The organism is Bradyrhizobium sp. Bra78, from assembly GCF_024519855.1.
In the GTDB taxonomy this organism is placed as follows: domain Bacteria; phylum Pseudomonadota; class Alphaproteobacteria; order Rhizobiales; family Xanthobacteraceae; genus Bradyrhizobium; species Bradyrhizobium japonicum_G.
This window is the reverse complement of the sequence record NZ_JALJRE010000001.1, coordinates 692,766-716,876: the sequence shown is the minus strand read 5'-3', so window position 1 is coordinate 716,876 and position 24,111 is coordinate 692,766. Positions and strand designations below refer to the sequence as shown.

The 24,111-nt window shown below is 58.1% G+C and carries 16 protein-coding genes and 1 pseudogene; 8 read left to right on the top strand and 9 right to left on the bottom strand.

Translation table 11 applies throughout. The features are described from left to right. Positions 1 to 254: 254 nt before the first annotated feature. Both OC450_RS03385 and rfbF read right to left on the bottom strand, forming a co-directional pair. Positions 255 to 1,313: an NAD-dependent epimerase/dehydratase family protein gene (locus OC450_RS03385; RefSeq protein ID WP_256806120.1), complete on the bottom strand. Its 1,059-nt coding sequence runs from the start codon at positions 1,311 to 1,313 to the stop codon at positions 255 to 257. A 13-nt stretch (positions 1,314 to 1,326) separates the two neighbouring features. Beyond that, a complete protein-coding gene (rfbF, locus tag OC450_RS03380) occupies positions 1,327 to 2,169 on the bottom strand; it encodes a glucose-1-phosphate cytidylyltransferase (RefSeq protein WP_211384685.1) in 843 nt (280 codons plus the stop codon). Positions 2,170 to 2,340: 171 nt separating this feature from the next. On the opposite strand from rfbF, the gene OC450_RS03375 reads away from it, so the two are divergent. Continuing rightward, positions 2,341 to 3,519 carry an acyltransferase family protein gene (locus OC450_RS03375; RefSeq protein ID WP_262047167.1) on the top strand — a complete coding sequence of 393 codons (1,179 nt, stop codon included), beginning with the start codon at positions 2,341 to 2,343 and terminating at the stop codon, positions 3,517 to 3,519. A gap of 119 nt (positions 3,520 to 3,638) precedes the next feature. Here OC450_RS03375 and OC450_RS03370 read toward each other — a convergent pair whose 3' ends face one another. Continuing rightward, positions 3,639 to 4,550 carry an aldo/keto reductase gene (locus OC450_RS03370; RefSeq protein WP_249129173.1) on the bottom strand — a complete coding sequence of 304 codons (912 nt, stop codon included), beginning with the start codon at positions 4,548 to 4,550 and terminating at the stop codon, positions 3,639 to 3,641. A 213-nt stretch (positions 4,551 to 4,763) separates the two neighbouring features. After that, a pseudogene (locus OC450_RS03365) lies at positions 4,764 to 5,843 on the bottom strand (acyltransferase family protein); the annotation flags it as partial. An 803-nt stretch (positions 5,844 to 6,646) separates the two neighbouring features. Here OC450_RS03365 and OC450_RS03360 point away from each other — a divergent pair. The 3 genes from OC450_RS03360 to OC450_RS03350 all read left to right on the top strand — a co-directional run bounded on the left by OC450_RS03360 (position 6,647) and on the right by OC450_RS03350 (position 12,072). Continuing rightward, complete coding sequence (locus tag OC450_RS03360) at positions 6,647 to 9,139, top strand: Ig-like domain-containing protein (RefSeq protein WP_262047166.1); 2,493 nt, start codon at positions 6,647 to 6,649, stop codon at positions 9,137 to 9,139. A 350-nt stretch (positions 9,140 to 9,489) separates the two neighbouring features. Further along, positions 9,490 to 10,566, top strand: a complete 1,077-nt coding sequence (locus tag OC450_RS03355) for a glycosyltransferase family 2 protein (protein WP_249129139.1) — start codon at positions 9,490 to 9,492, stop codon at positions 10,564 to 10,566. 219 nt (positions 10,567 to 10,785) lie between these two features. Continuing rightward, positions 10,786 to 12,072 carry a lipopolysaccharide biosynthesis protein gene (locus tag OC450_RS03350; protein WP_211384682.1) on the top strand — a complete coding sequence of 429 codons (1,287 nt, stop codon included), beginning with the start codon at positions 10,786 to 10,788 and terminating at the stop codon, positions 12,070 to 12,072. A 36-nt stretch (positions 12,073 to 12,108) separates the two neighbouring features. Here OC450_RS03350 and OC450_RS03345 read toward each other — a convergent pair whose 3' ends face one another. From OC450_RS03345 to OC450_RS03335, 3 genes are all read right to left on the bottom strand, one after another. After that, entirely contained in the window at positions 12,109 to 12,834 is a 726-nt protein-coding gene (locus OC450_RS03345; protein ID WP_211384681.1) for an FkbM family methyltransferase, read from the bottom strand. 73 nt (positions 12,835 to 12,907) lie between these two features. Then, entirely contained in the window at positions 12,908 to 13,831 is a 924-nt protein-coding gene (locus OC450_RS03340) for a glycosyltransferase family 2 protein (RefSeq protein ID WP_262047165.1), read from the bottom strand. A gap of 70 nt (positions 13,832 to 13,901) precedes the next feature. After that, the gene (locus OC450_RS03335) at positions 13,902 to 15,569 is read right to left on the bottom strand and encodes a hypothetical protein (RefSeq protein WP_211384679.1); all 1,668 of its coding nucleotides are present in this window, start codon (positions 15,567 to 15,569) and stop codon (positions 13,902 to 13,904) included. An 89-nt stretch (positions 15,570 to 15,658) separates the two neighbouring features. Here OC450_RS03335 and OC450_RS03330 point away from each other — a divergent pair, with 89 nt between their 5' ends. From OC450_RS03330 to OC450_RS03315, 4 genes are all read left to right on the top strand, one after another. Next, positions 15,659 to 16,888 carry an O-antigen ligase family protein gene (locus tag OC450_RS03330; RefSeq protein ID WP_211384678.1) on the top strand — a complete coding sequence of 410 codons (1,230 nt, stop codon included), beginning with the start codon at positions 15,659 to 15,661 and terminating at the stop codon, positions 16,886 to 16,888. 29 nt (positions 16,889 to 16,917) lie between these two features. Further along, positions 16,918 to 17,931: a hypothetical protein gene (locus OC450_RS03325; RefSeq protein WP_262047164.1), complete on the top strand. Its 1,014-nt coding sequence runs from the start codon at positions 16,918 to 16,920 to the stop codon at positions 17,929 to 17,931. Continuing rightward, positions 17,928 to 19,073: an acyltransferase family protein gene (locus tag OC450_RS03320; protein WP_262047163.1), complete on the top strand. Its 1,146-nt coding sequence runs from the start codon at positions 17,928 to 17,930 to the stop codon at positions 19,071 to 19,073. Before OC450_RS03325 ends, OC450_RS03320 begins: the two co-directional genes overlap by 4 nt. Before the next feature lie 1,224 nt (positions 19,074 to 20,297). After that, positions 20,298 to 21,725 carry an undecaprenyl-phosphate glucose phosphotransferase gene (locus OC450_RS03315; RefSeq protein ID WP_262047162.1) on the top strand — a complete coding sequence of 476 codons (1,428 nt, stop codon included), beginning with the start codon at positions 20,298 to 20,300 and terminating at the stop codon, positions 21,723 to 21,725. A gap of 414 nt (positions 21,726 to 22,139) precedes the next feature. Here the strand turns inward: OC450_RS03315 and OC450_RS03310 are convergent, their stop codons facing one another. Then, positions 22,140 to 23,108 carry an ABC transporter ATP-binding protein gene (locus OC450_RS03310; RefSeq protein WP_211384674.1) on the bottom strand — a complete coding sequence of 323 codons (969 nt, stop codon included), beginning with the start codon at positions 23,106 to 23,108 and terminating at the stop codon, positions 22,140 to 22,142. A 14-nt stretch (positions 23,109 to 23,122) separates the two neighbouring features. Then, entirely contained in the window at positions 23,123 to 24,103 is a 981-nt protein-coding gene (locus OC450_RS03305) for an ABC transporter ATP-binding protein (protein ID WP_262047161.1), read from the bottom strand. Positions 24,104 to 24,111: the final 8 nt, after the last annotated feature.

The following is a 24,111-nucleotide window of genomic DNA, read 5'->3' as shown; positions in this document are numbered from 1 at the left end:
ATCGTTGGCAGCTTGAACTGATGAAACGGCAAAACAACCTCACCCATTGGTACTTCTGCTCGGTGTTCCCTTCCCTCCGGCCATACGCGGCCACCCATAATCAGGATTGCCGCATTGCAATAATATTATGATCAGTTGAGGAAAAGTCAACTGGTGATAGCAATTCGTTTCCAACGCTGCCGCGCGGACGGGCTTCGACCTGGGTCCATCGGCATCGGCAGGCAAATACGCGAACCTTCCCGCCGCAAAGGCTACTAAGTGCGCGCGAGCGCCGGCACGATTTCGGGAATTGGCGTCCACCGCAAATGAAGATCCAGTTGCTCGGTGTGCTGCAGGTGTCGAAGCTCCAAAAGGCGAGTAAATGGCGCGGCATTGAAGGTCGCTTCGTCTAATTGGATGCGCTGGAATACCCCGCTCAATTGCCGCGCGCCGCGCTCCGCATTCCATTGGCAGCGGAAATTCGGCATGTGGGCCCTAATCTTCGCAAAGGAGACGCGATAGCTGCGATTGTCCGGACCACTCGGACCAAACGAAAGATCGCAATCGGTGAAAGTGTCGTTAACGATCTCCGCGATCTCGCGCACCGTATAATTCTGACTTTCATCGCCGACATTAAACGCCTCGGCGCAAACCGCTTCGCGGGGAGCGTCCAAAGCGCACAGGATGGCTTGGCAGATGTCCTCGATGTGGACCAACGGACGACAGGGGGTGCCGTCGCTCATGACGCGAATTTTTCCTGTTGTGAAGGCCCACCCCGCAAGGTTGTTCAGGACGAGATCGAAGCGCTGCCGGGGAGACGCTCCAAACGCGGTGGCGTTACGCAGAAACACGGGCGTGAACCGGGAGTCAGCCAGTTCGACGAGATCGCGCTCGACGAGCACTTTGCATCGCGCATAAGCCGTCTGAGGTTCGCAAGAAGACGTCTCGGATTTCACCTCGCTGCCGGCCGCTCCATAGATGCTGCAAGAGGACGCATAGATGAATCGCCCGATTCCCGCCTCCCTGCACTTGCGGGCAAATTCCACGGAGCCGCGATGGTTGATCTCCATCGTGATCGCAGGGTCATTCTCTCCCAGCGGATCATTGGAGAGCTCCGCGAGGTGCACCACAGCGTCAAACCCCTCCAAATCAGACAGTGACAACTGCCGCGTATCGCGCGACATGACCATTGGCCGTGTCCTGCCGTCATCGAATAGCCAGCCGCGGCGGTAGAGGCCCGTGTCGATCCCGATCGCATCGTAACCGTGCTCGAGCAGCCTCGGGCCGAGCACCGCACCGATATATCCGTCAGCTCCAGTGAAGAGAACGCGCATCTGCTTCATCTCCTCAGATTGTTGTCCGATCGGCGATTGCGGGGTGCGATAACTTGTTGCTTCCATTCGCGGCAACGCCCTTATTCCAGACGTACCAGGGTGGATCCCCGGTATCCCAGAGATCCTGGAGAATGGCCTTGTCGCGCAAGGTGTCCATGTTCTGCCAGTAGCCACGGTGCCTGTAGACAGCCAGTTGATCCTGCTCGGTCAGACGGGCGAGCGGCTCGCTTTCCCAGCTCGTGCTGTCGTCGTCGATGAGATCGAGGGCCTGAGGTTCGACAACGAAGAAACCTCCGTTGATGACTTGACCGTCGGTCGCGTCCTTCTCGCGAAAGCCGGCCGCGCGGGGGCGATCAGACGAGAGATTGATCGCGCCAAAGCGGCCGGGTAACTGGACCGCGGTGACAGTCGCCAACGCGCCCTGCTGATGGTGGAATTTGATTAGCGCACGTATGTCGACATCGCTGACGCCATCGCCGTATGTCATGCAGAAGGTCGAATTCCCGAGATGCTCGCGCACTCGTTTGAGGCGTCCCCCGGTCATCGTCTTCTCTCCGGTATCGACCAGCGTAACCTGCCAAGGCTCCGATCCGTTTCGATGCATTTCGATGCGGTTGCGCTGAAGGTCGAGCGTGAAGTCTCCCTGGTGAGACAGGTAGCTCATGAAATAGTCCTTGATCATCGTGCCCTTGTAGCCACAGCAGATGACGAACTCGTTGAGGCCATGATGGGAATACAGCTTCATGATATGCCACAGGATCGGACGACCACCGATCTCAACCAGCGGCTTCGGCACCACCGAAGTCTGCTCGCTCAATCTCGTACCGTAGCCACCGGCGAGAATAACAACCTTCATAGGGATCTCCTGTCCTAGGTTCCCGACCGAAACATGCGCAGATGCACTTTCGGATGGCGCAGTTCTGACCGTAGTTCGCTGGGGCACGACCAAGTTGATGACCGTCAACTCGGCAGACATCGGTTGATGCCGCTCACCGCGTCATGACAAGCGTTCGCGTGCATAAACGATTTGACGATCATCAACTTGCCGATCTGCGCTGCCGATATTCAAAGATCGAGGCGAACGCCTACCACCCCGGAAGAACACGCGATGACATCGATCGGTGACAAGTGGGAAGCGGCGAAGGGACGGCCCGCGGGTTTCGATCTCCTGCGCATCTCATTGGCAGTCGCCGTCATTCTTTGGCACTCTGTCGCGGTTTGCTACGGCTTGCCCGCCGAACAATGGTTCTATGGTGGCTCATTGAAGCCCATTGTCTGGCTTATCGTCCCCGCCTTCTTTGCCCTCAGCGGCTTCCTCGTTGCAGGAAGCCTCGAACGGAACAACCTTCCGGCTTTCGTCACGCTGCGGGTCATCAGGATATTCCCCGCCCTGACTGCAGAAGTCGTAATCTCGGCTATGCTGATCGGCCCGCTCTTCACAAACCTCGCCCTGTCGCACTATTTCACCGACCCCGCCTTCTTTCGCTACTTCCTCAATGCAATCGGTGACGTTCACTTTTATTTGCCCGGCGTCTTTGCCGACTTGCCCGTACCAAACATGGTAAACAGCCAGCTTTGGACCGTTCCGCACGAACTAGAATGTTATGTTGCCATCAGTGCGGCCGCGTTAATCGGCTTGACGAGGCGCCGCCGACTCTTCTTGTTCGCAGTCCTGTTCGTAGTCAGCGCATTGGCGCTGCGTGACATTGTTGGCGGGAAGCCCGCTTCGCTTGCCGCTCCACCGGGCCGGATGCTAGTTCTCGCCTTCCTGTGCGGAGTGGCGCTGTTCCTGAATCGAACCCGGATCGTGTTTTCGCGTTGGCTGCTGCTGATCAGCCTCGTTGGCTTCGTTGCTTCCGTCCTCGCCTCGAGCCGCGCCGGAGAGGATCTCGCCGCGCTCTTCGTCAGCTACCTCACGGTGTATGTCGGACTACTCAATTTCAACGTCGGACCTGTCACCCGGGTGACCGACTACTCGTATGGCATCTATCTTTACGGGTTTCCCGTTCAGCAAACAGTTGCCCAGTTCTTGCCGACCTACCGCATTTGGTACGTCAATTTTGGGATCAGCCTTGCCGTGACCTTGATCTTCGCGATTGCATCCTGGCATCTGCTCGAATCCAGGGTGATGACAGGGAAGAAGCAGATCCTGGCGTTCGTCTCAATGCTCGTGGATCGAGTGCGGTACATGCTCGTAACCGCGTAGAGTTCGCTGTTTGGCCGCCCTGCGGAAGCCCGTACAGCGCCTTCCAAGCCGCCGGTTCCGACAAACTGAGCCGATATGAGCTCAACCGGCAGCCACGGAAAGACAAAACCCGAGCTGCCTCAAGTCCTCGAGAGGAGACGGGTCAGTCGACGAAATAAGCCCGTTTGCCCATAGGATGCAGGATCGGGGCCGATTCTTCCATCAGGCCGATCGAGCCTCGAAATGACGGCGTGGTCGTCGCTGGTCAACTCAAAGTCGAACAGGTCGATGTTCTCGGCCATGCGAGCTGCCTTTGCCGATTTCGGTATCGCGATCGTGCCGTTTTCGAGGTGCCAGCGAAGCACGATCTGCGCAGGCGAACAGCCGCACCGTTCTGCGATGGCCAATATTCTCGGATTGGTGAGAGCCGCGCCCCGCCCGAGCGGACTCCATGCCTGAGTCACGATGCCATAGCGCTCGTGGATATTCCGTAGCTCGCGCTGTTGGAACGCTGGATGCAGCTCGACCTGATTGACCGCTGGTACGACGCCGGTCTCATGCACGATGCGTTCCAGATGATCGGCCATGAAGTTCGATACACCAATCGACCGGACACGTCCTTGTTTCTGGAGCTCGATGAGCGCACGCCAAGTCTCGATATAAGCCCGCCGTTGAGGGCATGGCCAATGAATCAGATAGAGATCGACAACGTCGAGTTGCAACCTAGCAGAGCTTGCGTCAAACGCACGCATTGTCCGATCGTATCCCTGATCCTCATTGCGAAGCTTCGTCGTGATATAGAATTGGTTTCTTACCTGCTTCAGGGCCGTGCCAACTCCGCTCTCGTTTCCATAATCCGCAGCCGTGTCGATCAAGCGATAGCCTGCGTTGATCGCGGATGTGATGACTTCCGGCGCAATCGCGTTGTCGACCTGCCAGGCTCCAAAGCCGAGCTGAGGCAATGCATGGCCGTCCTTGAGCGACACCATCGGGACTCGAGTTGCGACTGCTGCAAGGTGCCCTCGCGACGGTTCTGCCTGCTTCAGCGGCATTCCAGAGGCAGCCGACGGCAAGGACGGTCCGGCTCCGGCGGCAGCAGGGGGCACCGCAGCACGATCAGATCCGAGCGCGTATGGCAGAGCGGCGGCGTCAACAGCCACCGTAGGGTGCAGCAGACGACTGTCGGTCCAGCCGCGAAGCATCTTGGCCCTCAACCAGTCGCGGATCGTTGGGGTGCGGGCTTCAAAAACGAGATAGAAGATTGCCGCTGTGAACAGGCAGGCCAGCATGAAACTTGCGTTAAGCCCGACCGAGGCCAGCGTGAATTCCTGGCGATCACTGGCGGCGGTGACGTTCAGGAGCAGCAGGATCGGATAGTGAATCGCATAGAGGGAAAAGCTGAACTTTGCGAGCTCCCGGCCGGCTCGAAGAAATGAAGGCAGACGCACCTTCAGACGGTCTATGCCAACAATGAATGCGGCCGTCCCTAACCCGACCACCATGCTGAACGACGCCCATTGAGGGAAGATGCCCTTCAACGTGAGAAGATACAGTCCCGTCATGCTCAAGAGAAAGCCGCAACACCACGCCCAGGCCGGCGCAATCACCGCATAGGCGATCACGCCGAAGCACCAGATGAAAAAAAAGAAGACAAACTTCAGACCGACATGCGTGCCGCCCGCGTCATGGTGTTCGGCGAGCGCAAACAGCCCGAAGACCGTGAAGATCATCGCGATGTAGGCCGGTTTCTTACGCACCGAAATCAGCGCAAAAAACAACACATAGTACCAGAATTCGTTCGACAAGCTCCAGAGGGCCGCATTTCCTGCGAATTCCGAACAGGCTATCGTCTGGAAAAACAGGCCGTTGCAGATCGCGGCGGCCGCGCCAACAGGCGCGTGAAAGATGACCGCATTATTGTAGACGTCCTGATGCGAGGACACATATACCTGCCACCCCGCTGACTGCCGCGCCGAGATATAGAGGCAGAAGGATATCGTCAGCGCAGGCAGGAGCACGACATAGAGGCGCGATAAGCGCGCCGAGAAATAGTCAACAGCGTTCAGCCGTCCTCGCAAGGCTCCAACCAGAGCTGGCCCTCCCACAAGGTAACCGCTCAAAACAAAGAACACGAGAACAGCCGCGGGGCCATTCGCGCTTGCTGCCCACAGAATGGAATAGACCGCTCTCATTGCCGGGTCGTAACTCTCGCCCGGCAGCTTCTCCATGAACATCAACTGATAGGAATGGAATGCCAGCACCTCGACGGCAGCGAGGCCGCGCGCAAGATCGAGCCAGTCCGATAGAACACTCGAAATTCCGGTCTGTGCACGAAAGCCGATCACGTGATGCCTTCCGTCTCGAACCCTTTCGGCGAACCACAGAAGAGACGCCTTTCCTCTCGCTTAGACCCAACCGTTCCAATCGAGTTGACGATGCTCAATAATGAGCGGCGCAACAATAAGAGGTGCGGAAACCTCTCGTCGCAGGGATTTCGACCAACGCACTCGTCGAAGGGTCGATGCTCAAAGCTTCAAATGTCGGAAACGGCATGCGTCTCACTGAGGCGGGACAATTCGACGCAATGCGCTCAACATGCGACCACACCACAGCGAGCCAAACACAAAAACAGCCGGTATTTCCTCGTGATAGCAAACGTGGTGATAAAATAGCTCCTGCTGCCTCAAGCCGCAAACGCCACCATTAGACGGCGATGATGGGAGAGCGCCTCACTGCCACCTCATTCCGCAACAAATCAATCACATTGACGACAGATTCTGTTGCGAGCGTGAACTCGCGAACGCGCTAGGTTGCATTTGCAGGCCGTTGCGCTGACGACCGGTTGCTCAAAATGAGTGCAGTCGCAGAAGCTGTGAAGAGTTCGTTGCGACGCGTCGATTGAACTTTACTGCGGCTTGGTTCATGCTTTGTGGAAAGGCTCAAGGTGATTCGGCAAGTCCGATTTCGGTAATGCGAGACGATGGCCGCAGGGCGTCGGGCCGGTTCTTGCAACTTTCGAGTATCAGCAGAAACAGCGTTTAGTTGGCGCGAACGGCGAAACGTCGATTGTGCGTTCTGTCCTCGCACGTTCGCGGGCAGCTTTAAACGTTGTCTCACATTCACACATTCGAACGACTAGGAAAGTGAAATGGGGATTTCGCTATCGGAGCTGATCAAACAGAACACGCTTGGGCTCAGCGAGGGGTATCCTGCCGGTGTTCCGCACAGCTACAGTTGGTACAAGGGTTGGAATCCTGGCGGTCAGATGACCCCGCCCGCCGGCTTCACCGCGGTCGAAGGTTGGGGGCAGGTCTATACGGAGGAAGGGGCTCCAGCGTCCCCAAGTTCGGACATCGAAGTCGCGAACGCAAGAACCTACGTGCACATCAAGGAGACCGGCCAGTGGTTGCTGGTTCAGGACCAGTCAAAGCTTGGCATCGGAGGCGGGCATTTCGTCTCTGATTTCGCCGGTAACTCAGCTTATCCGATGATGGTGACTCGCCTGCCAAACGGAGCGGCGAGCTTTGATGCGCCTTCGACCGGATACAACGATCATTTCTGGTATGGATCGCGCGGGACCTACGCAGCTGGCACGGTCGACGGCGTTTACGTCCAGATGGACATGAGGAAGACCGATCCCAACGCGAAGCTGGTGGGCATGGTCGGCGTGGACTGGTGGCGCAACGCGACAGCGCCGTATCTTGCCGACCACAGCAACAATCCAGGTGTCGGAGGCAGCAACTGGGTTGAGCTATCAACCCAGTGGAAGACGATCGGTTACTATTCCATGAGCACTGCGGCGTTCCAGGCAGACTTGCCTCCGTCGTTGTTTGGATCTTCTCCTCCAGTCGAGCCTTCCGACACGCTGGCACCGGCATCGCCCACGATAGTCGCAATCACGCCGGATACAGGTACCGCCGGAGACAACATCACCAACGTCAAGCAATTGACGTTGAGCGGAACGGCAGAAGCGGGCAGCACCATCAAGGTATTTGAGGGCACCACCGCAATTGGCACGGCCAAGGCCAGTGCGAGCGGCACCTGGAGCCTGACCACTGCCCAATTGCCGGACGGCAATCATGCTTTCACCGCAACCGCCACAGACGCTGCAGGCAACGTCAGTTCAAAATCCGCTTCTCGCAGTATCCTTGTGGACACGCTTGCGCCAGCAGCCCCCAAGATTGCCGCATTCACACCGGACAGTGGTACCGTCGCGGCCAAGACGACGAACACCAGGCAACTGACGTTGGGCGGCACGGCGGAAGCGGGAAGCACGGTTAAGGTCGTTGAGGGAACGACCGTGATTGGCACGACCACTGCTGACGCGGGCGGCGCTTGGCGCCTGACAACGGCCCAGTTGGCTACCGGGAACCATGCCTTTGCTGCGATGGCCACTGACGCTGCGGGCAACGTCAGCACGAAATCTGCCGCCCTGAATGTGACGGTGAGCGCGCCCGTCACCTCACCACCGGCAAATGGAAAGAACTTGCTTGTCAACGGGTCGTTCGAGGCAACGTCCTTGGCGCCCTTCGCTGGCGGCCGTTGGGGAGCCTACAAGTCGGTGTCCGGCTGGACCGCGATCTCCGGCGGCACGATCGAGCTCTGGAACAATCTTGGCGGAGTCAAGGCGAGCGACGGCGGCAATTTTGGCGAGCTCGACTATGCCGGCGCCCGAGATGGATTCTACCAGGACGTCAAGACCGTCGCGGGACAAGTTTATCAACTGTCCTTCGATGCGCGGTCACGGCCCGGCTTCACCGGCGCGACCTGCTCGATCGAAGTTTTGTGGAATGGCTCAGTCATTGCGACCGTTCCGCCTGGCAGTAGTTGGGACGCCTATGATTTCAAGGTCGTAGGCACCGGCAGCAACGATCGCCTTGCCTTCCGCGAAGTAGCTAGCCAGGGCAGCGACGGCCTGGGTGCCCTCTATGACAATATCGAGCTCACCGTCGCCACGGCGACGCCAGCCGATTCACTACCGGGGGGCGCGGATAAGACTCTCCTGGTGAACGGATCGTTCGAGTCATCCTCGCTGACGCCACTCCAAGGCGGCCGCTGGGGGGCCTTCGATGCTATCCCAGGCTGGCACGCCATCAGTGGCGGAACCATCGAGCTCTGGAACAATCTAAATGGCGTGAAAGCGAGCGACGGCGTCAACTACGGCGAATTGGACTATGCTGGAGCCCGTGACGGACTTTACCAGGATGTGAAAACCGTGGCGGGGCAGCAATACGTCCTTTCCTTCGATGCGCGCTCGCGCCCGGGATTCACAAGCTCGACCTGCTCGATCGAAGTCCTCTGGAATGGCTCGGTCGTTGGGCTGGTTCCTCCCGACAGCACCTGGCAAAACTATGATTTCACGGTGACCGGTACAGGCGGGCAGGACCGCGTGACATTCCGCGAGGTCGCGGGCCAAGGCAGTGACGGGCTCGGTGCGCTCTATGACAATGTGTCTTTGGTTGCAAAGCCGGCGAGCTCTGCCTCGGCGTCCCTGCTGAGCAGTGCAAGTCAGGCGGTTGCGCTAATGAACCAATATGCCGCAACCGATGCGATCACAACCAGCGCGGTGACGAACGGGCCTCTCGCGGCCGATCCGAACGCTTCACTCGCGCAGACGCTCTCGTTGCCTGCCCAACACTAGTTTTCTCGCGATGGGATAGAACAAAACCTCGGGGCGCCGTTTCACGGCCCTCGCATGCTCGCTTGCGCCCGCCCGTGAGGAACGCCCTCACGCAAGCAGCCGCGGCTTGACGAACAACGGGCGACGGAATTGATAGCCGTCAACTCGGACCCCGTCTGTCGCAGTCTAGATGATGCCGGGCGCGCCCAGAATGATGCCGTTCGCCGTCCATGACGCCCTTGTGCGATTTCACACGTGGAAGGAGCCGGCCGTGCATTCCAGGAAGTTCACTTTCGATCGGGAACCAAACAATACCGGACCGAGCGTCTCATGGCGATTGTCGCGACGACAGGTCTGACAATCGAAATTCCATGACACATTCGGCAAATATCACGGAGTGTCCGCCCTCGAATATTGCGAATGCAATCGCGAGTCGTATGCCTCCGGCCACGACAAGCCATCCCTATGTGACGATTGCAATTCCCACGTATAACCGGGCCGCCCTATTGAAGGGATGCGTCGCGTCGGCCCTGGCGCAGACCTACCCCCATTTCGAGGTCCTCGTTTCGAACAATGCTTCGCCAGATGATACCGCACAGACCTTGAACGACTTTAGCGACCCACGATTACGCGTCATCACCCAGGAAACGAACATCGGCCTGCTCCCGAATTGGAATGCATGTCTCGCGAATGCTCGAGGCGAATACATCATCCTCGTCTCCGATGACGACAGAATAATGCCGTCGCTGCTCGAGCGATGCGTTGCCCTCATCGACCAACACCCGCAACTTCCAATCGTCATTACCCTAAGCAATCTACATGCGGCCTCGCTCGGCCAGACGCGCCCTCCACGCGTCAGTCGGACTCTCGATACAGGCATTCGGGACGGCACCACGATTCTGAATGCGTTCCTGACCGACCAGATCACCGTTAACGTATGCGGCGTGGTGATGCGCACTGCCCTCCTGCGCGAGCGCGGCGGCATCCCGCTGGATCTGCCGCACACGGCCGACGTCGCTGCCTGGGCGCCGCTGCTACTTCTCGGCAAAGCAGGTCTCATCAACGAGGCCTGTGCGACCTACACCTATCACGAGGATTCTGAGACGGCTCGATTGGGGGTGGAGCAGCTTCTGCACGACGCACGCAAGGTAGCCGATTTGATCGCGCAGACTGCCGAATCCAGTGTCCAGGACACACAGCTGCGCAAAACCGTCCAGCTCCAGGCCAGGCGCTGCTTTGCGCGTCGGGGACTGATCACGCTGACAGATTTTCGTAAAGGCGGTGCGAGCATAGTGGAGATGTCGAGCGTGGCTTGGCAATTTCGCCGGGATCTTCATGGCGTCAGCCTGCAAGCCGTCCTTCGTTTCGTTGCTGTCGCCCTTTGTCCGCCGTTTCTCGCCGCCCGCTTGCGTCGCCTGAGGCGCAGCACACCGGAACAACTCGCTTGACGGTAACCGCACGGATTGTGGTCCGTTTCCCGACCCACGAGTCTGACAGCAAGCACTGTCGGCCACATTTGTCGGCTTAAACCGTTATTGATGCCTCTCAAATTCGGCCGGTTCTCGCACCCATAGGCTCCCCCGGGAGTCATTGGTTTTCCGATCGAGCGGACCGGACGCGAGATGAATGCGATGGTGATCTGTTATGCCTGATTCATTGCCTGCATCATGAGCACACCAGCCTTGAACGACTCTCCCAGCCGCCTCCTCGTCGATCTAATGGTCATGGCCATGCGGGCGAGCGTCATGGGCTGCAAATTCGGCCTCACCCTGTTCATTGCTCGCTATCTTGATCTGTCGTCGCTGGGTCTCTATGGCCTCGCCGCCGGCGCGATCGCAGCCGTTCCGATCGTGGTCAATCTCGGTATGAACCACCTGCTGATGCGCGACGCCGTAACGGCCTCCACCAGCGAAATGATCGACAGCATGCGCCACTATTGGTGCTTCGTGGTCTTAGCGTACGCGGTTCTTCTGACGATCACGACGCTGGTCACCGTCCTCTTCGGCACTCCGCCTCTCTGGATCCTCATCGTCGCCGTGATCATGTTCGAGCATGTTGGCAACGACATTTTCTACCTCCTTTCCAGCCTGCAGCGGCACGTCTGGGCGAACGCCATCGGTTTCATCCGCGGCGCGGCCTGGATCCTCTTCTATGTTCCGCTCGCCATTTGGGACACCAGCTTCAGATCGCTTCCGTATCTGTTCGGCTTCTGGTTGGTGGGAGGCGTTGCCTCGGTGGGGCTGTTCGCTTTCCTGAGCCGGTCATGGCCATGGCTGGCATCCTTCTTCCGGCCGTTCAGGCGTTCAGTGATCACCGACGCGATCCGAAAGTCCTTCCTCATGCTGTTGAGCGACCTCGGCTTTATTACGAGCCAGTATATCGACCGTTACCTGATCACACTGTTCCTGGGTTTGAAAGTCGCCGGCATCTACTTCCTTTTCTGGACGGTCGGCAGTTCCGCAACCACCTTCCTGGCTCTGGTCCTTCAACAAAAGCAGCGCCCATCGCTGATCAGCGCATATCGGACCAGCGGCCCCTCGGCGCACCGTCAGCTGGCCTGGCGCTTCCTGCGGACAACCGCGCTCGCGACCGCTGCGCTCAGCACGGCGGTCGGATTTGCCTTCCAGGTCCTTCTGCCATGGGTCGCTCAGCCCGCGCTCGTCGTCCAGTGGTCGGCATTCTGGTTGATCGTCGCTGGACTGGCTGTTCGCTATATGGCCGATTTCGGCGTCTTGGCCTTGTTTACAGCGCATCTTGACCGCCTGACGACGGTCACGAACCTGACCTCGGTAGGAGTTCTAGTGATAGCACAATTGGCGCTGTTGCCGCTCGCCGGACTCCATGGCGCCGGAGTGGCGATCCTGTTGACGTCGCTCATCATGGCACTATGGCGCTACTGGTTGCTGTTCGGCTTCCCGATCTCGAGCGCCTATTCCCGCCGAGTGGGCGCCTAATCGCAGATTCAGAACGATCTCAGGAATGTTCGGCAATTAATCGTAGCTGAGACCATCGGCGTAATCAGTCCGCCTAAATAGGCAATCTACCTCGAGCAGCGACGCTGGATCCCGGGAGTAGTAGGTCACCGGACGCAGCTGGCTCAGCGTAAAGCCAGCCTCACGCATGAAGCGGAGTGCTTCATCGAACTTCCAGGTATCCTCATAAAGATGGATCAGCGGCAATTCGAGTTGGACGCCAACCAGGCGATGAAGCGAGTTTGCCCCCCCGCGCAGGACGCTTTGCTCAAATCCCTGCGTATCAACCTTCAGGAAAACACGCTCGCCGACGAACTCCTCAAATATCGAATCGAGCGTGGCGATCCGGACCTTGTCGACGCGAACCACCTGGGATTCGTAGATGCTGTTCCGACCGATCTCTGTCTGGCTGACGATCGAGCTCATCGCCGTGTTCTTGCTCACATTGATCTGGATGATACCGTTGATATCGCCCAGCGCCAAATTTCGGCACTCCCATTTCTGATCGGCCTCGCACCCTTTCTCGAGTCTCTTGAACACATCAACCACAGGCTCGAAGGAGACGATCCTCCCTGCATAACCTTGCGATTTGAGATCGTGTACGAACTGGCCCTCGTTCGCTCCGACGTCCAGAACAAGGTTTACGGAACGGGATCGGAGGAACTCCGCCAAATTCGGATGATGACGGCGAATTTCGTATCCTGCTGACCTCACGAACGATTTCAGTCGGTCTTTCACCACCATATTTCTCTGCTCCTGTCAGTTTTCGTCCAGCTCGGTTCCGCCGTTGATATCGCGCGCAAGTGGGACAGACGGCTCACCGCCTGCCGAGTTGGCTTCGACGCCATCTCAGGAGCGGTGACACAATTGCTCTCCCTACTTGGGTCCGCCGCAGACCGACCTTCACCAGGTCCAAGGCCGGCGACGGAAGTGGCGGCATGAGGTCATCGCGCATGAAGAATATTCCATCGCCCCGATCAACGTCACATTCAGCGGCCTCTCTCACGCGATCGCGCCAGGAGGCCAGCTCATGAAAGGGCATTGGACCCTTTTCCATCCAGTCAGGCTGCAAGCCCTTCGCAAGCGCTCGGTTCGCCTCGTGCTTGAACAGCCCCGGCTGCTGTTGACGTATCGCCAGTCGCTTGGATATCTGCGCCGGCGAGCGATATGGGAAATGCTTTAAACGTATCCGCGATGGAGATGTCCGTCCGCGATTATGTGGCCAGATCAATCCGCCCCAATGGAGATCGCCTCGATGGCGAACGAAGCGCGGTTCGCTCCAGTTGTTCTGATAGTACCTGAGCCGCTCTTGCACGGAGCGGGCGAGCCATTCAGCCGGGTTCTCTTCGTAGTTCTTCAGATCGGCGTCCGTGAAATAGAAATTCATAGTCGCCGAAAGAACGAAGCCATAGCTTTGGGGCACGTTCCCAAGGAACTGCGCCGGATCATCGATAAAGAACTCGTCAGAATCGAGCCTGCACCACCAGTCCCCCGGCGACGCTACGTGCCGTCTCGTTTCAAATATTTCCCCGCGTAGCTCATCGGTGAACCTCCGATCGTCGTGGCCAACAAGCTCGATCTTGGGATAGCAATTCGCCAAGTCTTGAAGCGTCTCCCAGGTTCCATCGACACTTCCATTGTCAAAAACGAAGATCCGATCGCTCCATTCGAGAGCCGCTTTCAACGTCTCGCCGACAATGTCGTTCTCGTCTCGAACGCAACAAATGCTGAATATCTTCATGTCGAGGATTACCCTTGGTACCGGTGACGGCCACCGACCCGTCACATGGCACTCTCATGGCACATTGTATTCACCCCTTCAGTGGAGGCACTCTGGGTGATCGCGCGCCAATCCCGGCGCCGTTTTCCTCGTAGTCAGCCCATCCGACGGGATGAAGCCCCCTCATCCCGTCCCCTCTTGGAACGGCCATCAACAAGTTCTTTATCGGATCGTGATCCTCAACGGCGGTAGCCGGGTTTGACGCCGGATACCTGGTGCTCTTGGCAAGCTCGGGACCGAAGATACCGCCTAAGCCAAGCAGAATTCCGCCAGCGACTGCCAATGCGACAAGCTGCGAGACTTGCGGAAACACCGGCGCCGTTGGCGTTATCGCCTTCTGCACCACTCTAAGACTGGAGAGCTGGCTCTTCTTGGCCACTTCGGAGCTTATCTGCTCTTCGACAATACGAGTTGCATACTGTGCGGCGGCCGATGACGCGGTCGTGAGAACTCGTTTCAATCTGCCGTATTCTGCTTCCTTTGCGGAAAGCGACGCCAGCTCTTTGTTTACCTTCTCGAGCTCAGTACCGAGCTGATTCAGGAGCTCCGTCTGCCCATTCAGTTCGGCATTCAGCTTCATCAGCGTTGCCATGTTGTCCTGGTAGACCTTGATCAGAAGCAACGGCGGCTGCTCCTCAAACTGCTCCGGCGGCTTCGCGACCGGGTCAAGACCCCTACGGCCATCCTGCCCTCCGAGCGTGGCTACCATCCGACTGATGGCCTTGTTCTGCGCAACTGGCCGCAATACGGCCAATTGTTCGGCGACCGACTGTTTCTGCCCCTTCTTGTCCTCGATCGCTCCTCGCGTCGTGGCGATCAGCGCAGACAGATCACTGGCACGTTTGAGAAGCAGCTGCCGCTGGTCGTCGACGGCATAGATCGAGGCCTCGACGGAGAAGCGCTTCAGTTCTGCAGCTGCTATCTCGGCCTCCTCCTCCAGCCGCTTCGTTTGTTGCTGGAAGAACTCCTGTGCACCTGGCATTTGCACGTCGAGGCTTTGCACGGTGACCAACGCGTTCGCGAGTTCGTTCAGATAGCTCGCGGCGATCACCGGATCCTTGTGACGGAACGTTATCCTCAATAGATCGGAGCGCCCCTCCTGTTTCGCGTTGACGCGGTCTCGCAAGCTTAGAATGCCCGCTTGGTTACGCTCTATGTCCTCTTCCGTCTCGTCAACCGGCTTCGCCTGCGCCTTCGGTTCTGCAGGTTCCTTGGCAAACACGTCTCGAAGATCAATCTCCCTTCCCCATGCCATAAATCTGGCCAGGAGCGTCGGGTTTGAGTCGGACGATAGTCTCTCGTAACCGACGTTCTTCGCCGCCTCCAGGATGACCAGATCGATCTTGGCGATGCGCGACAGTGATTCCATTCGGCTTTGGAGGTCAACGCCCTCCCCGAACGGCGTAGTCGCCGCGTTACTGGAAGATCGTTCCTTGATTCCCTGCCCGGCGCGAAGCAAGACGTACGCTTCGTAGCGCTCTCCAACCGCAGCGTAGTAAAGAAAGGCCGCGCCGGACGTCAGCAACAGGCACAGATATATGACCCATTGCCGACGCCATAACAGACCGAACGCGCTGGCTAATACACTGCTCGTGCCACGTTCCACTGTCGACTCCAATTCCTCTGACAGCTTAAGCTCCACCGAAGCGGACGGGCGGGAATTGACGATCGTCAACTCAGACTTGGCGATTCCCGACATGTTGATCCGACAGGTCGGTCCCGGATAGTGCGCTCCCGTTCGGAGGGGCGACGCGGAACCGAAAGGTCAGAAGCGCGGAGTACCCAGTTGTGAACGATCTAGCTCTGGGAAGAGAGGGTACACCGCACCTCGCCTCCGGTTCGACGACCATGCAGGGCCGCTTCTTCGTGGTGACCTGCTTTGGCCTCGTGTTCCTGAACTGCCTGACCTTTCTCTATCATTTCACCGGCTCGACGGTATTCAACGTCCTGAGCAATTCGACAAGCCTGCTTCTGATCCTGTGGTCTGCGCGCCATGTGCTGATCGCGGACGAGAGAAGCTACTTTTACAATGCCCTGTTGACGCTCGCTTGCATCTTCACGGGCGCGAGCTACCTGGTGAACTTTGGCGCTTTCGAGCTGTCCGATGGGTTAAAGCTTGTCTCAATCTACTCATTCTACGTAGCGGGCCGCGGCATGGCCCAGCGGATCCAGCCGGCCGAAAAGCGTTGCATCTATGTGCTTGCGGCATTGCCGCTGCTGTTCAAGGTGATCGGCCACACTCACGTCTATACCGGCATCGAATATCCTGACGTGTTCTCCTACTTTCCGAACACAAACACGGCAGCGCTGTACTTCTCGGCCCTGTTCTTTGCCTTGTCCCCCTGGTTCGGAAACAAGGTCCTGGTCGCACAGTTCATAAACGCTGCCATCATGAACCGTGTTGGCCCAGCCCTGGCGACCATCGTCTCCATCGGCCTTTGGTCTTTTTTCCCATTGCGACCACAGGTCTTCGTCGCGCTCATCTTGTTGGCATGCGCCAGCGTTGCGGCCTACGCCGTCGGCGCGCTGGATCGACTGATAACCGGGTTGAACGCAATCGCGCTGATCTGGAGCCTCGATCCGAGCACCGTCGCCCGAATGTCGACGAAGCAGTTGATCGATTTGACCGGAACGACGGACATGTCTGCGTTCTTCCGCGTCACACACTGGACGAACATATGGCAGATATATTCGTCGCTCGGAATCGGCGGAATATTGTTCGGATATGGCGCAAGTCAGACCGGTGTCCTTACTGTCCTGCCGCTGCCGCCGCACAATGACTACCTGCGCGTATTGGCAGAGTATGGGCTGCTGAATTTTCTGGTCTTCGCCATCTTCGTCTTCACCATCGTTTTTTCGCTGAAGGATCGGGCGGCGAAGACCATGTACACGGTGCTCCTCATCTACTTTCTATCCGAGAACCTCATCGACAATTTCACATCGATGACGTTGTTCTTTTGCTACGCGGGCCGGTTTACGTCGCCGAAATGGCTTGCACACAGCCCGTCCGGCGCATGAGCAAGGAAGTGTCGTTGATGGACTTCTCAATGTCCGATCTCATCAAACAGAACACTCCTGGGAGTAGCGAAGGCTTTCCTGCAGGCGTGCCCCCAAGCTACAATTGGTACCAGGGATGGAATGATGGCGGGCTTTGGTCGCCGCCCGCGGATTTCACTGCGGTCGAAGGCTGGGGACAAGTCTATCCGAAGGTGGGGTCACCGCCGTATTCAAATCCGGACGCGGCCGTTGAGGTCGCCAACGCCAGGACTTACGTTCGCTTCAAGCACACTGGTGAATGGACGTTGGTGCAAGACCAGTCGAAAACGCAACTGACTGGAGGGCATTTCGTCCCGGACTTCGTTGGCAACGTTGCCATCCCGATGAAAGCCACCCCCGTGGCCGGCACGACGATCGCTTTTGGCGCGCCTCCGGCCGGCTACAACAATCATTTTTGGTACAAGGCGCGCGGAACCTACCCGGCTGGCGCTGCGGATGCCGTCTATGTCCAGATGGAGATGAGGGTTACCGATCCGAACCTGCATCTCGTGGCCATGGTCGGCGCCGACTGGTGGCGCGACGCGCGAGCGCCCTATCTCGAAGACCACAGCAACAATCCAGGCGTCGGCGGCAGCAACTGGATCGAACTTTCGACCCAGTGGAAGACGATCGGTTTCTATTCCATGAGCGCCGACGGCTTTCGCGCGAGCCCAGCTCCGCCGCTGCGCGGATTGGTAAAGGAGATATTGCCCGCGTCCCCCTCGAGACCAACCCGAAGCGGCGAGATTCTCATCCAAGGCAAATCGGCTGCTCTCGGGGCCCGTTCCAGCCAGTGGAGCAATTCTGCGGACAACGACAGAGATAGATCCTCTCCGTCGGCAGACGGACGGCAGCAGCTTATTGAGGCCGGTTCACGCCCCATCCCTGCCGATTCAACCGCAACCGCGCAAGCCTTCTCAAACGACTGTCTTCTGGCCTTTGCTCTGACGCTGGGAACACTGGCCAAAATCAGCCGTAACAACCCGCCGGGTCGCCAACGAACAAGCCGGAACGCGGCGACATGACGGTCAAAGCGTGGACAATTCCAGTTCTTCGTGTTGCGTCCGGCGAGATGCTGCATCTGGATTTGCTTCGATTCGTCGCCTCTATCGGCATCGTAGTTCGACATTCTTTCGAGTTCTTCTTTCCGGCGGCCATTCGGCCTACGCTACCGAGCGGCCTTGCCCTATTCGTTGACCTTTTTTTCGTGATCTCCGGATTTGTTATTGCGCATGTCTATCAAGGAAAAGTCGAGACGCTCTCCGATTATGGATCATTTCTCCAGCGACGTGTCGGCCGGCTCATGCCGCTGCACTGGTTGACGCTGGCGGCTTCCATCATTGTCTGGTCTGTATTCGTCGTGCTCGGCAAGGCGGGAAATCACCAACCGTCTTTCGAAGCGACATGCATCGCGGAAACCGCCCTTCTCCTCAATGCGATGTTGACCTGCGGCAATGGAATTTCGTTCAGCAGTGTATCCTGGTCGATTGGCGCCGAGATGGCAATGTATCTGATGTTTCCGCTCTTCGCTTGGGCGGCAGTCAGATCAAGGCTTGGGCTTCTGGTGGCGTCCTTCCTTGTTCTTGTCGTCATGATCGCCATCGATCTCACTCAGAATTCCATCGACCGCTCGTGGGTCGACGTGTGGCCGCCCTTCAGGGCGCTTCCTTCCTTCATGATTGGCATTTGCCTTTTTTGCTTTCGACACAAACTTCAGATCATTCCTGCGCCGAGGCGAGCTTTGCTATTGTCAATGGCGCTATTGCTGATCTCGATGATGACCTATACCCATCATCTCATCTCGCTGGGACTCGTCTATGTCGTCGCGATCACCGCGATGGCGGCCGATCAGGGGACTGCGCCACCCTTGGTGAAGCGCCTCGCCCCTCTCGGCCAGCTCACCTATTCAATCTACATGTGGCATCCCCTGGTAATTCTGATTGTCATGAATGCGATCGCCGACAAGCTCTTTCACGCGTCGCCCGGACTGACGGTCGCGTTCTGCATAGTCTCCTGGTTGATCATATTCGCTGTCTCCTATTTCTCCTACTTTGTGATTGAAACGCCGGCTCGGCGCTATATCGACGGTCTCGGTCGAGCGAATAAGCGTAGCGTCGCAGACGTCGTTGCATCCGAGAACGAAGGGTTACGACGTCAAACAGGCTAACCGTGCAACACGCGGTTGAACGGTCCCAAATCGCAGATCCATTCTTGACGATTGTCAAGTTGGCCGAGCGCCCGGTGTCTACGATATAAGAAGACGTTTAACTGGTTATGGGTCGGTCTATGTCTGACACTTACCATTTTATCCCATCCTGCTCGCCGCGCGCTGCTATTGCACGTATGATTTGCATCCTCGAGCGATCTGCCTCGGGTTGGCTCCTGCCACTCGGCCTCATTGGAATTCTGGCCGCCTCCACGGAGAGTGCCGATGCGGCGAGTGGAAGACCGGATGCCGTCACCTCTGTGAGTCTCGCTTCGCGCGTCATCGAGCAGAACAGCGTTGGGTATAGCCAGGCATATCCTGCCGGTGCCCCCAAGACATCCTCCTGGTGCAACGGCGCCTCCAAGCCCGAGAACGGCGAACCTCCCGCCGAATTCACTGCCGTCACAGGAATGGCATCGGTATTTCCAAAGTTTGGGGCGAACACATCGAACAAGGACGGCAAGGTCCTGGTCGCCAACGGAAAGACATATGTACGCCTTCGCAGCACGAAGGAATGGATCCTAGTGCAGGATCAGACAGAGAACGAGATCGTTGGAGCCCATTTTGACGCAATGGTTCCCAAGAGCCCTGCTGTCCAGATGAAGATTGAAGTTCAGACGAATGGAGGCACCCTTGTTGACGGTCCCCCTCCCGGCCGCAACGACCTGATGTGGCTCGTGAGACGCGGCGGTTTCGCCGCCGGAGCTGTCGATTCTGTCTACGTCCAGATAGACATGAAGACGACGGACCCCGAGATGAGAGTGGTTGCCAACGTTGGGGCCGACTGGTGGCGTTCTCCTGACTCGCCGCACAGCGGCGCCAACAATCGAGGGGCCGGCAACAGCAACTGGGTCGAGCTCTCCCCAGATTGGTCCACACTATACTTCTTTTCGGGCAGCACCGCGCAGTTTGTCGCAGACCCGCCTCCACCCCTGGCCGAGTCTCCGCTTCCTGCTACAGCCGCCGGCATGCAGCGCACTGCATCTGGACCCTCGCCTTGTCTGCGGACCTTGGCGCCACGGTCGGCCCCCTAAACGCAGTTGATACCCGCGATCTCCGTCGTCGAAACGTCGCGAGGAGCTACATCGATATCATCGGGTCTGCAGTCTCTCGATGCAGGCTTTTGAATATGCCCTTGCTTTCGTCAGTGCATTGCCGCGTACAGTCTTTAGAACGAGGCCTTTCATGTCATTAGCCACATATGGTTCGAAGTCCTCGACGAGACGCGGCGTCTCACTGCAAACACCGTTTCAATTTGGCATTATGACAGGCGACTTCCTGCTCATTCTGCTCAGCTATGCCGCCGCCAACCTAATTCACCGAAAATTCATGGCAACACTGGCTGAGCGAGAACTTTCGGTCGGCGTCGCGTTGCTTGTGGCGACAGCGTTCGTCGCGATCGCCTTTTTCAGAGGCTGCTACGACCGCCACAATCTAGTCAATACAAGCTGGCAATTGCGTATGGCTTCATCCGTGTGGGTTCTGTCACTCGCGATTCTCGCATTTTCTGCTTTCCTGCTTAGATCGACTGCCGAGCTGTCCCGCATCACCATCGTTCTGTTTGCAGCGGCCGGCCTTGTCGGTCTGGGCGCGCATCGCGCGATCTGGCGGCTCGCCTTGAACTCTTCTTTCGCGCGAAGACATTCCGTCAAACGAAGCGTCGTACTGATTAGCGGCGAGCCGCTCGACTTTACCTCAAGCCGCTTCAAGGACTTGCGCAAGAACGGCTTTCAGGTCGTACGTCACTTCGTTCTGGACGCTGTGCTAAAGGCTGACGACGCGGCAATGGAGCGCGAGCTGACGACCATCATTCGAAGTTCGCGCGCAGCAGGCGTCGACGAATTTCTTCTTGCCTTCAACTGGAACGACCTGCCGTTGTTTCAACGCCTCAGCCAATGCCTGCGCCAGGTGCCAAATCCCGTCCGCCTGCTGCCGGATTTTGAAATCGCCGACCTTGTATCGCGGCCATTCGCACCCATTGGCGGATCAGTCGCGATCGAAATCCAGCGAGCGCCTCTTTCGGTCAGCGAGCGAGCCCTGAAACGCAGCGTCGATATTGGTCTTGCATCGTTCGGGTTGTTGTTCCTTGCGCCTTTGCTTGTTGTGGCGGCGCTCCTGGTCAAGCTCGAGTCCTCAGGTAGCGTCATATTTCGTCAAACGCGCCGCGGCTTCAACGGCAAGTTGTTTGACATCTGGAAGTTCCGCACCATGACGGTTTCGGAGAATGGTTCCGAGATCAAGCAGGCAAGTAAGGAGGATGCGCGGGTTACCAGAGTTGGGCGCATTTTGCGGAAGACCAGCATCGACGAATTGCCTCAATTATGGAACGTGCTGCGCGGGGAAATGTCGTTGGTTGGCCCACGACCGCATGCTCTCGCACATGACAAATATTACGACCAGACGATTGGCAATTATGCCTGTCGCCGTCACGTCAAACCCGGCCTCACCGGTTGGGCTCAGGTGAACGGCTTGCGCGGCGAGACTCCTACCATCGACCTGATGAAGAAACGCGTTGAGTACGATGTCTGGTACGTCGCCAATTGGAGCATTTGGTTGGACATTCGCATCATGATCCGGACCGTGATAGCGCTCTCGGGTCAGGACGTTTACTGAACCATTCTTATCGTGGGCTCGCGACGCGGATCGCGCCATCTCCGGCATCGATCTACTCGAATTGCTGGTAGGAAAGGAAGGACGGAAGCGCTCCCGCGCAGAAATCCTGTGGTGCTCGATTTATCGATATTTGCGGTCGCGCAACTCAGACGGTCCGAGTTGAGTGCCGCGATTACAATTGCCATAGTCCGCCGGAAGCCCTAGCAGAAGCACCCGCAGCTCTCTCGTTGATTTTCGCCGCGAGACACGCTGCCAATCGGTGCACCCTTTGCTGGGTTTCAGCACGAACGATTTACGAATTTCACCACTCGTCGTACGGCGACATCAAGGAGATAGGCGGAAGCCTGGGGTTCGTGTGGCGATGCAAGCGCTTCGCCCCTAGGTGGCGGTACTCAAGCACAGTGATAGGGCCGGTCATGCGAAATGGCAGGCAACGAGATGATCTGCCACTCCAACCGCCTTCAGCTGCGGCTCTCTTTCCGCGCAAATCGGCTGTGCCAGTGGACAGCGCGTCCGAAAGCGGCAACCGGAAGGAGGCTGGATCGGATTTGGAATGTCCCCCCGCAATACGACGATCTGTCGCTGGCGGCCCGGAATCGGCTCTGGCACCGCCGACACCAGCGCCTGAGTATAGGGATGAAGCGGCGCGCGGCAGAGCCGCTCGGTAGATGTGAGCTCAACAAGCTTGCCAAGATACATCACCGCGATCCGATCGCTGACATAGCTGACCGCCGCGAGATTGTGCGAGATGAAAACGTAAGTCAGGTGCAGCTCGCGCTTTAGTTCCACCATCAGGTTCAGCACCTGTGATTGGATCGAGACGTCGAGTGCGGAAACGGGCTCGTCGGCAACCACAAGTCTCGGTCGAAGTACGAGCGCCCTTGCAATCCCGACACGCTGACGCTGGCCACCTGACAGCTCGTGAGGATAGCGCTGCGCAGCTTCCCGCCGCAGCCCCACCCTGTCCAGCATTTCTGCAATGAGCCTGTCACGCATGGGACGCTCCATGCTCTGGGCAGCATCGAGGCCCTCCCCAATGATGTCGTGGATCTTCATGCGGGGGTCGAGCGATCCTCTCGGATCCTGAAAGATGAACTGCATCTGGCGGCGCGAACGTCGCAATTCAGATCCCTTCAGATCGGCGATCGGTGTGCCATCGAACGACAATTCGCCAGCGCTCGGCTTCATCAGGCCGACTAAAATCTGTCCGAGCGTGGATTTTCCGCTACCGGATTCGCCGACCAGACCGAGTGTCTCTCCAGAGCTGACGCTGAGATCTACACCGTCAACCGCCCGCGCTTGGACCACATTGCGTCCCAATAGCCCACTGCGAATCGGAAAATACTTCTTGACGCCACGAGCATTCAACAACGGCTCATGCATAGCTCGCTTCCCCACTATTCGCTGCTCGGTGCATTGCCGCGCAACCAACAGGCTGCATATCTCGCGCGGGTTGCGACTAATTCCGGCGCTTCACGATGGCAATGGTCGGATGCGTAGTCGCAACGCGCCGCGAACCGACAGCCCACCGGCCAGTGGAGCGCGCTCGGAACCATGCCGGGAATCACGTTGAGCGGCTCGGCCTGTGTCATTCCCAATAGTGGGACCGACCTCAGCAATGCCTCGGTATAGGGGTGCTGGGGAGCACAGAAGACGGCGTCGACGGAGCCTCGCTCCACCACCTCGCCTGCATACATCACCGCGACATCATCGCACATCTCTGCGACGACGCCGAGATCGTGGGTGATCAGGATCACCGCCATAGCCAGCTTGTCGCGCAACTGCCTGAGCAATTCGAGAATCTGCGCCTGAATGGTGACGTCGAGCGCAGTCGTCGGTTCGTCGGCGATCAGGAGCTTGGGCTCGCAAGCGAGCGCCATCGCGATCATGACACGCTGCCGCATGCCACCGGACAGCTCATGCGGAAAGGCGTCGATGCGGCGCTCGGGCGAGGGAATTCCCACGAGCTCCAGCAATTCGATCGCACGCTCGCGAGCCTCCCGCACGCTCACTCGATGATGCAACCTGATGGCTTCGATGATCTGGTTGCCGACCGTATAGACCGGGTTCAGCGAGGTCATCGGCTCCTGAAACACCATGGAGATGCGATTGCCGCGAACGTCCTCGAGCTCCCGTTCCGAAATCGCGGCGAGGTCCACGCCTTCGAAATAGATATGACTACCAGGCAGGACGCGGCCCGGCCGCTCGATCAAACGCATGATCGAAAGCGCGGTGACGCTCTTGCCGCTGCCGGATTCACCGACGATGCCAAGCGTGCTGCCCTCGCGAACCTCGAGATTGATTCCGTCGACGGCCTTCATCACGCCGGATCGCGTGTCGAAATACGTTCGGAGATTTTCAACGCGCAGCAGCGACATGATTCTGC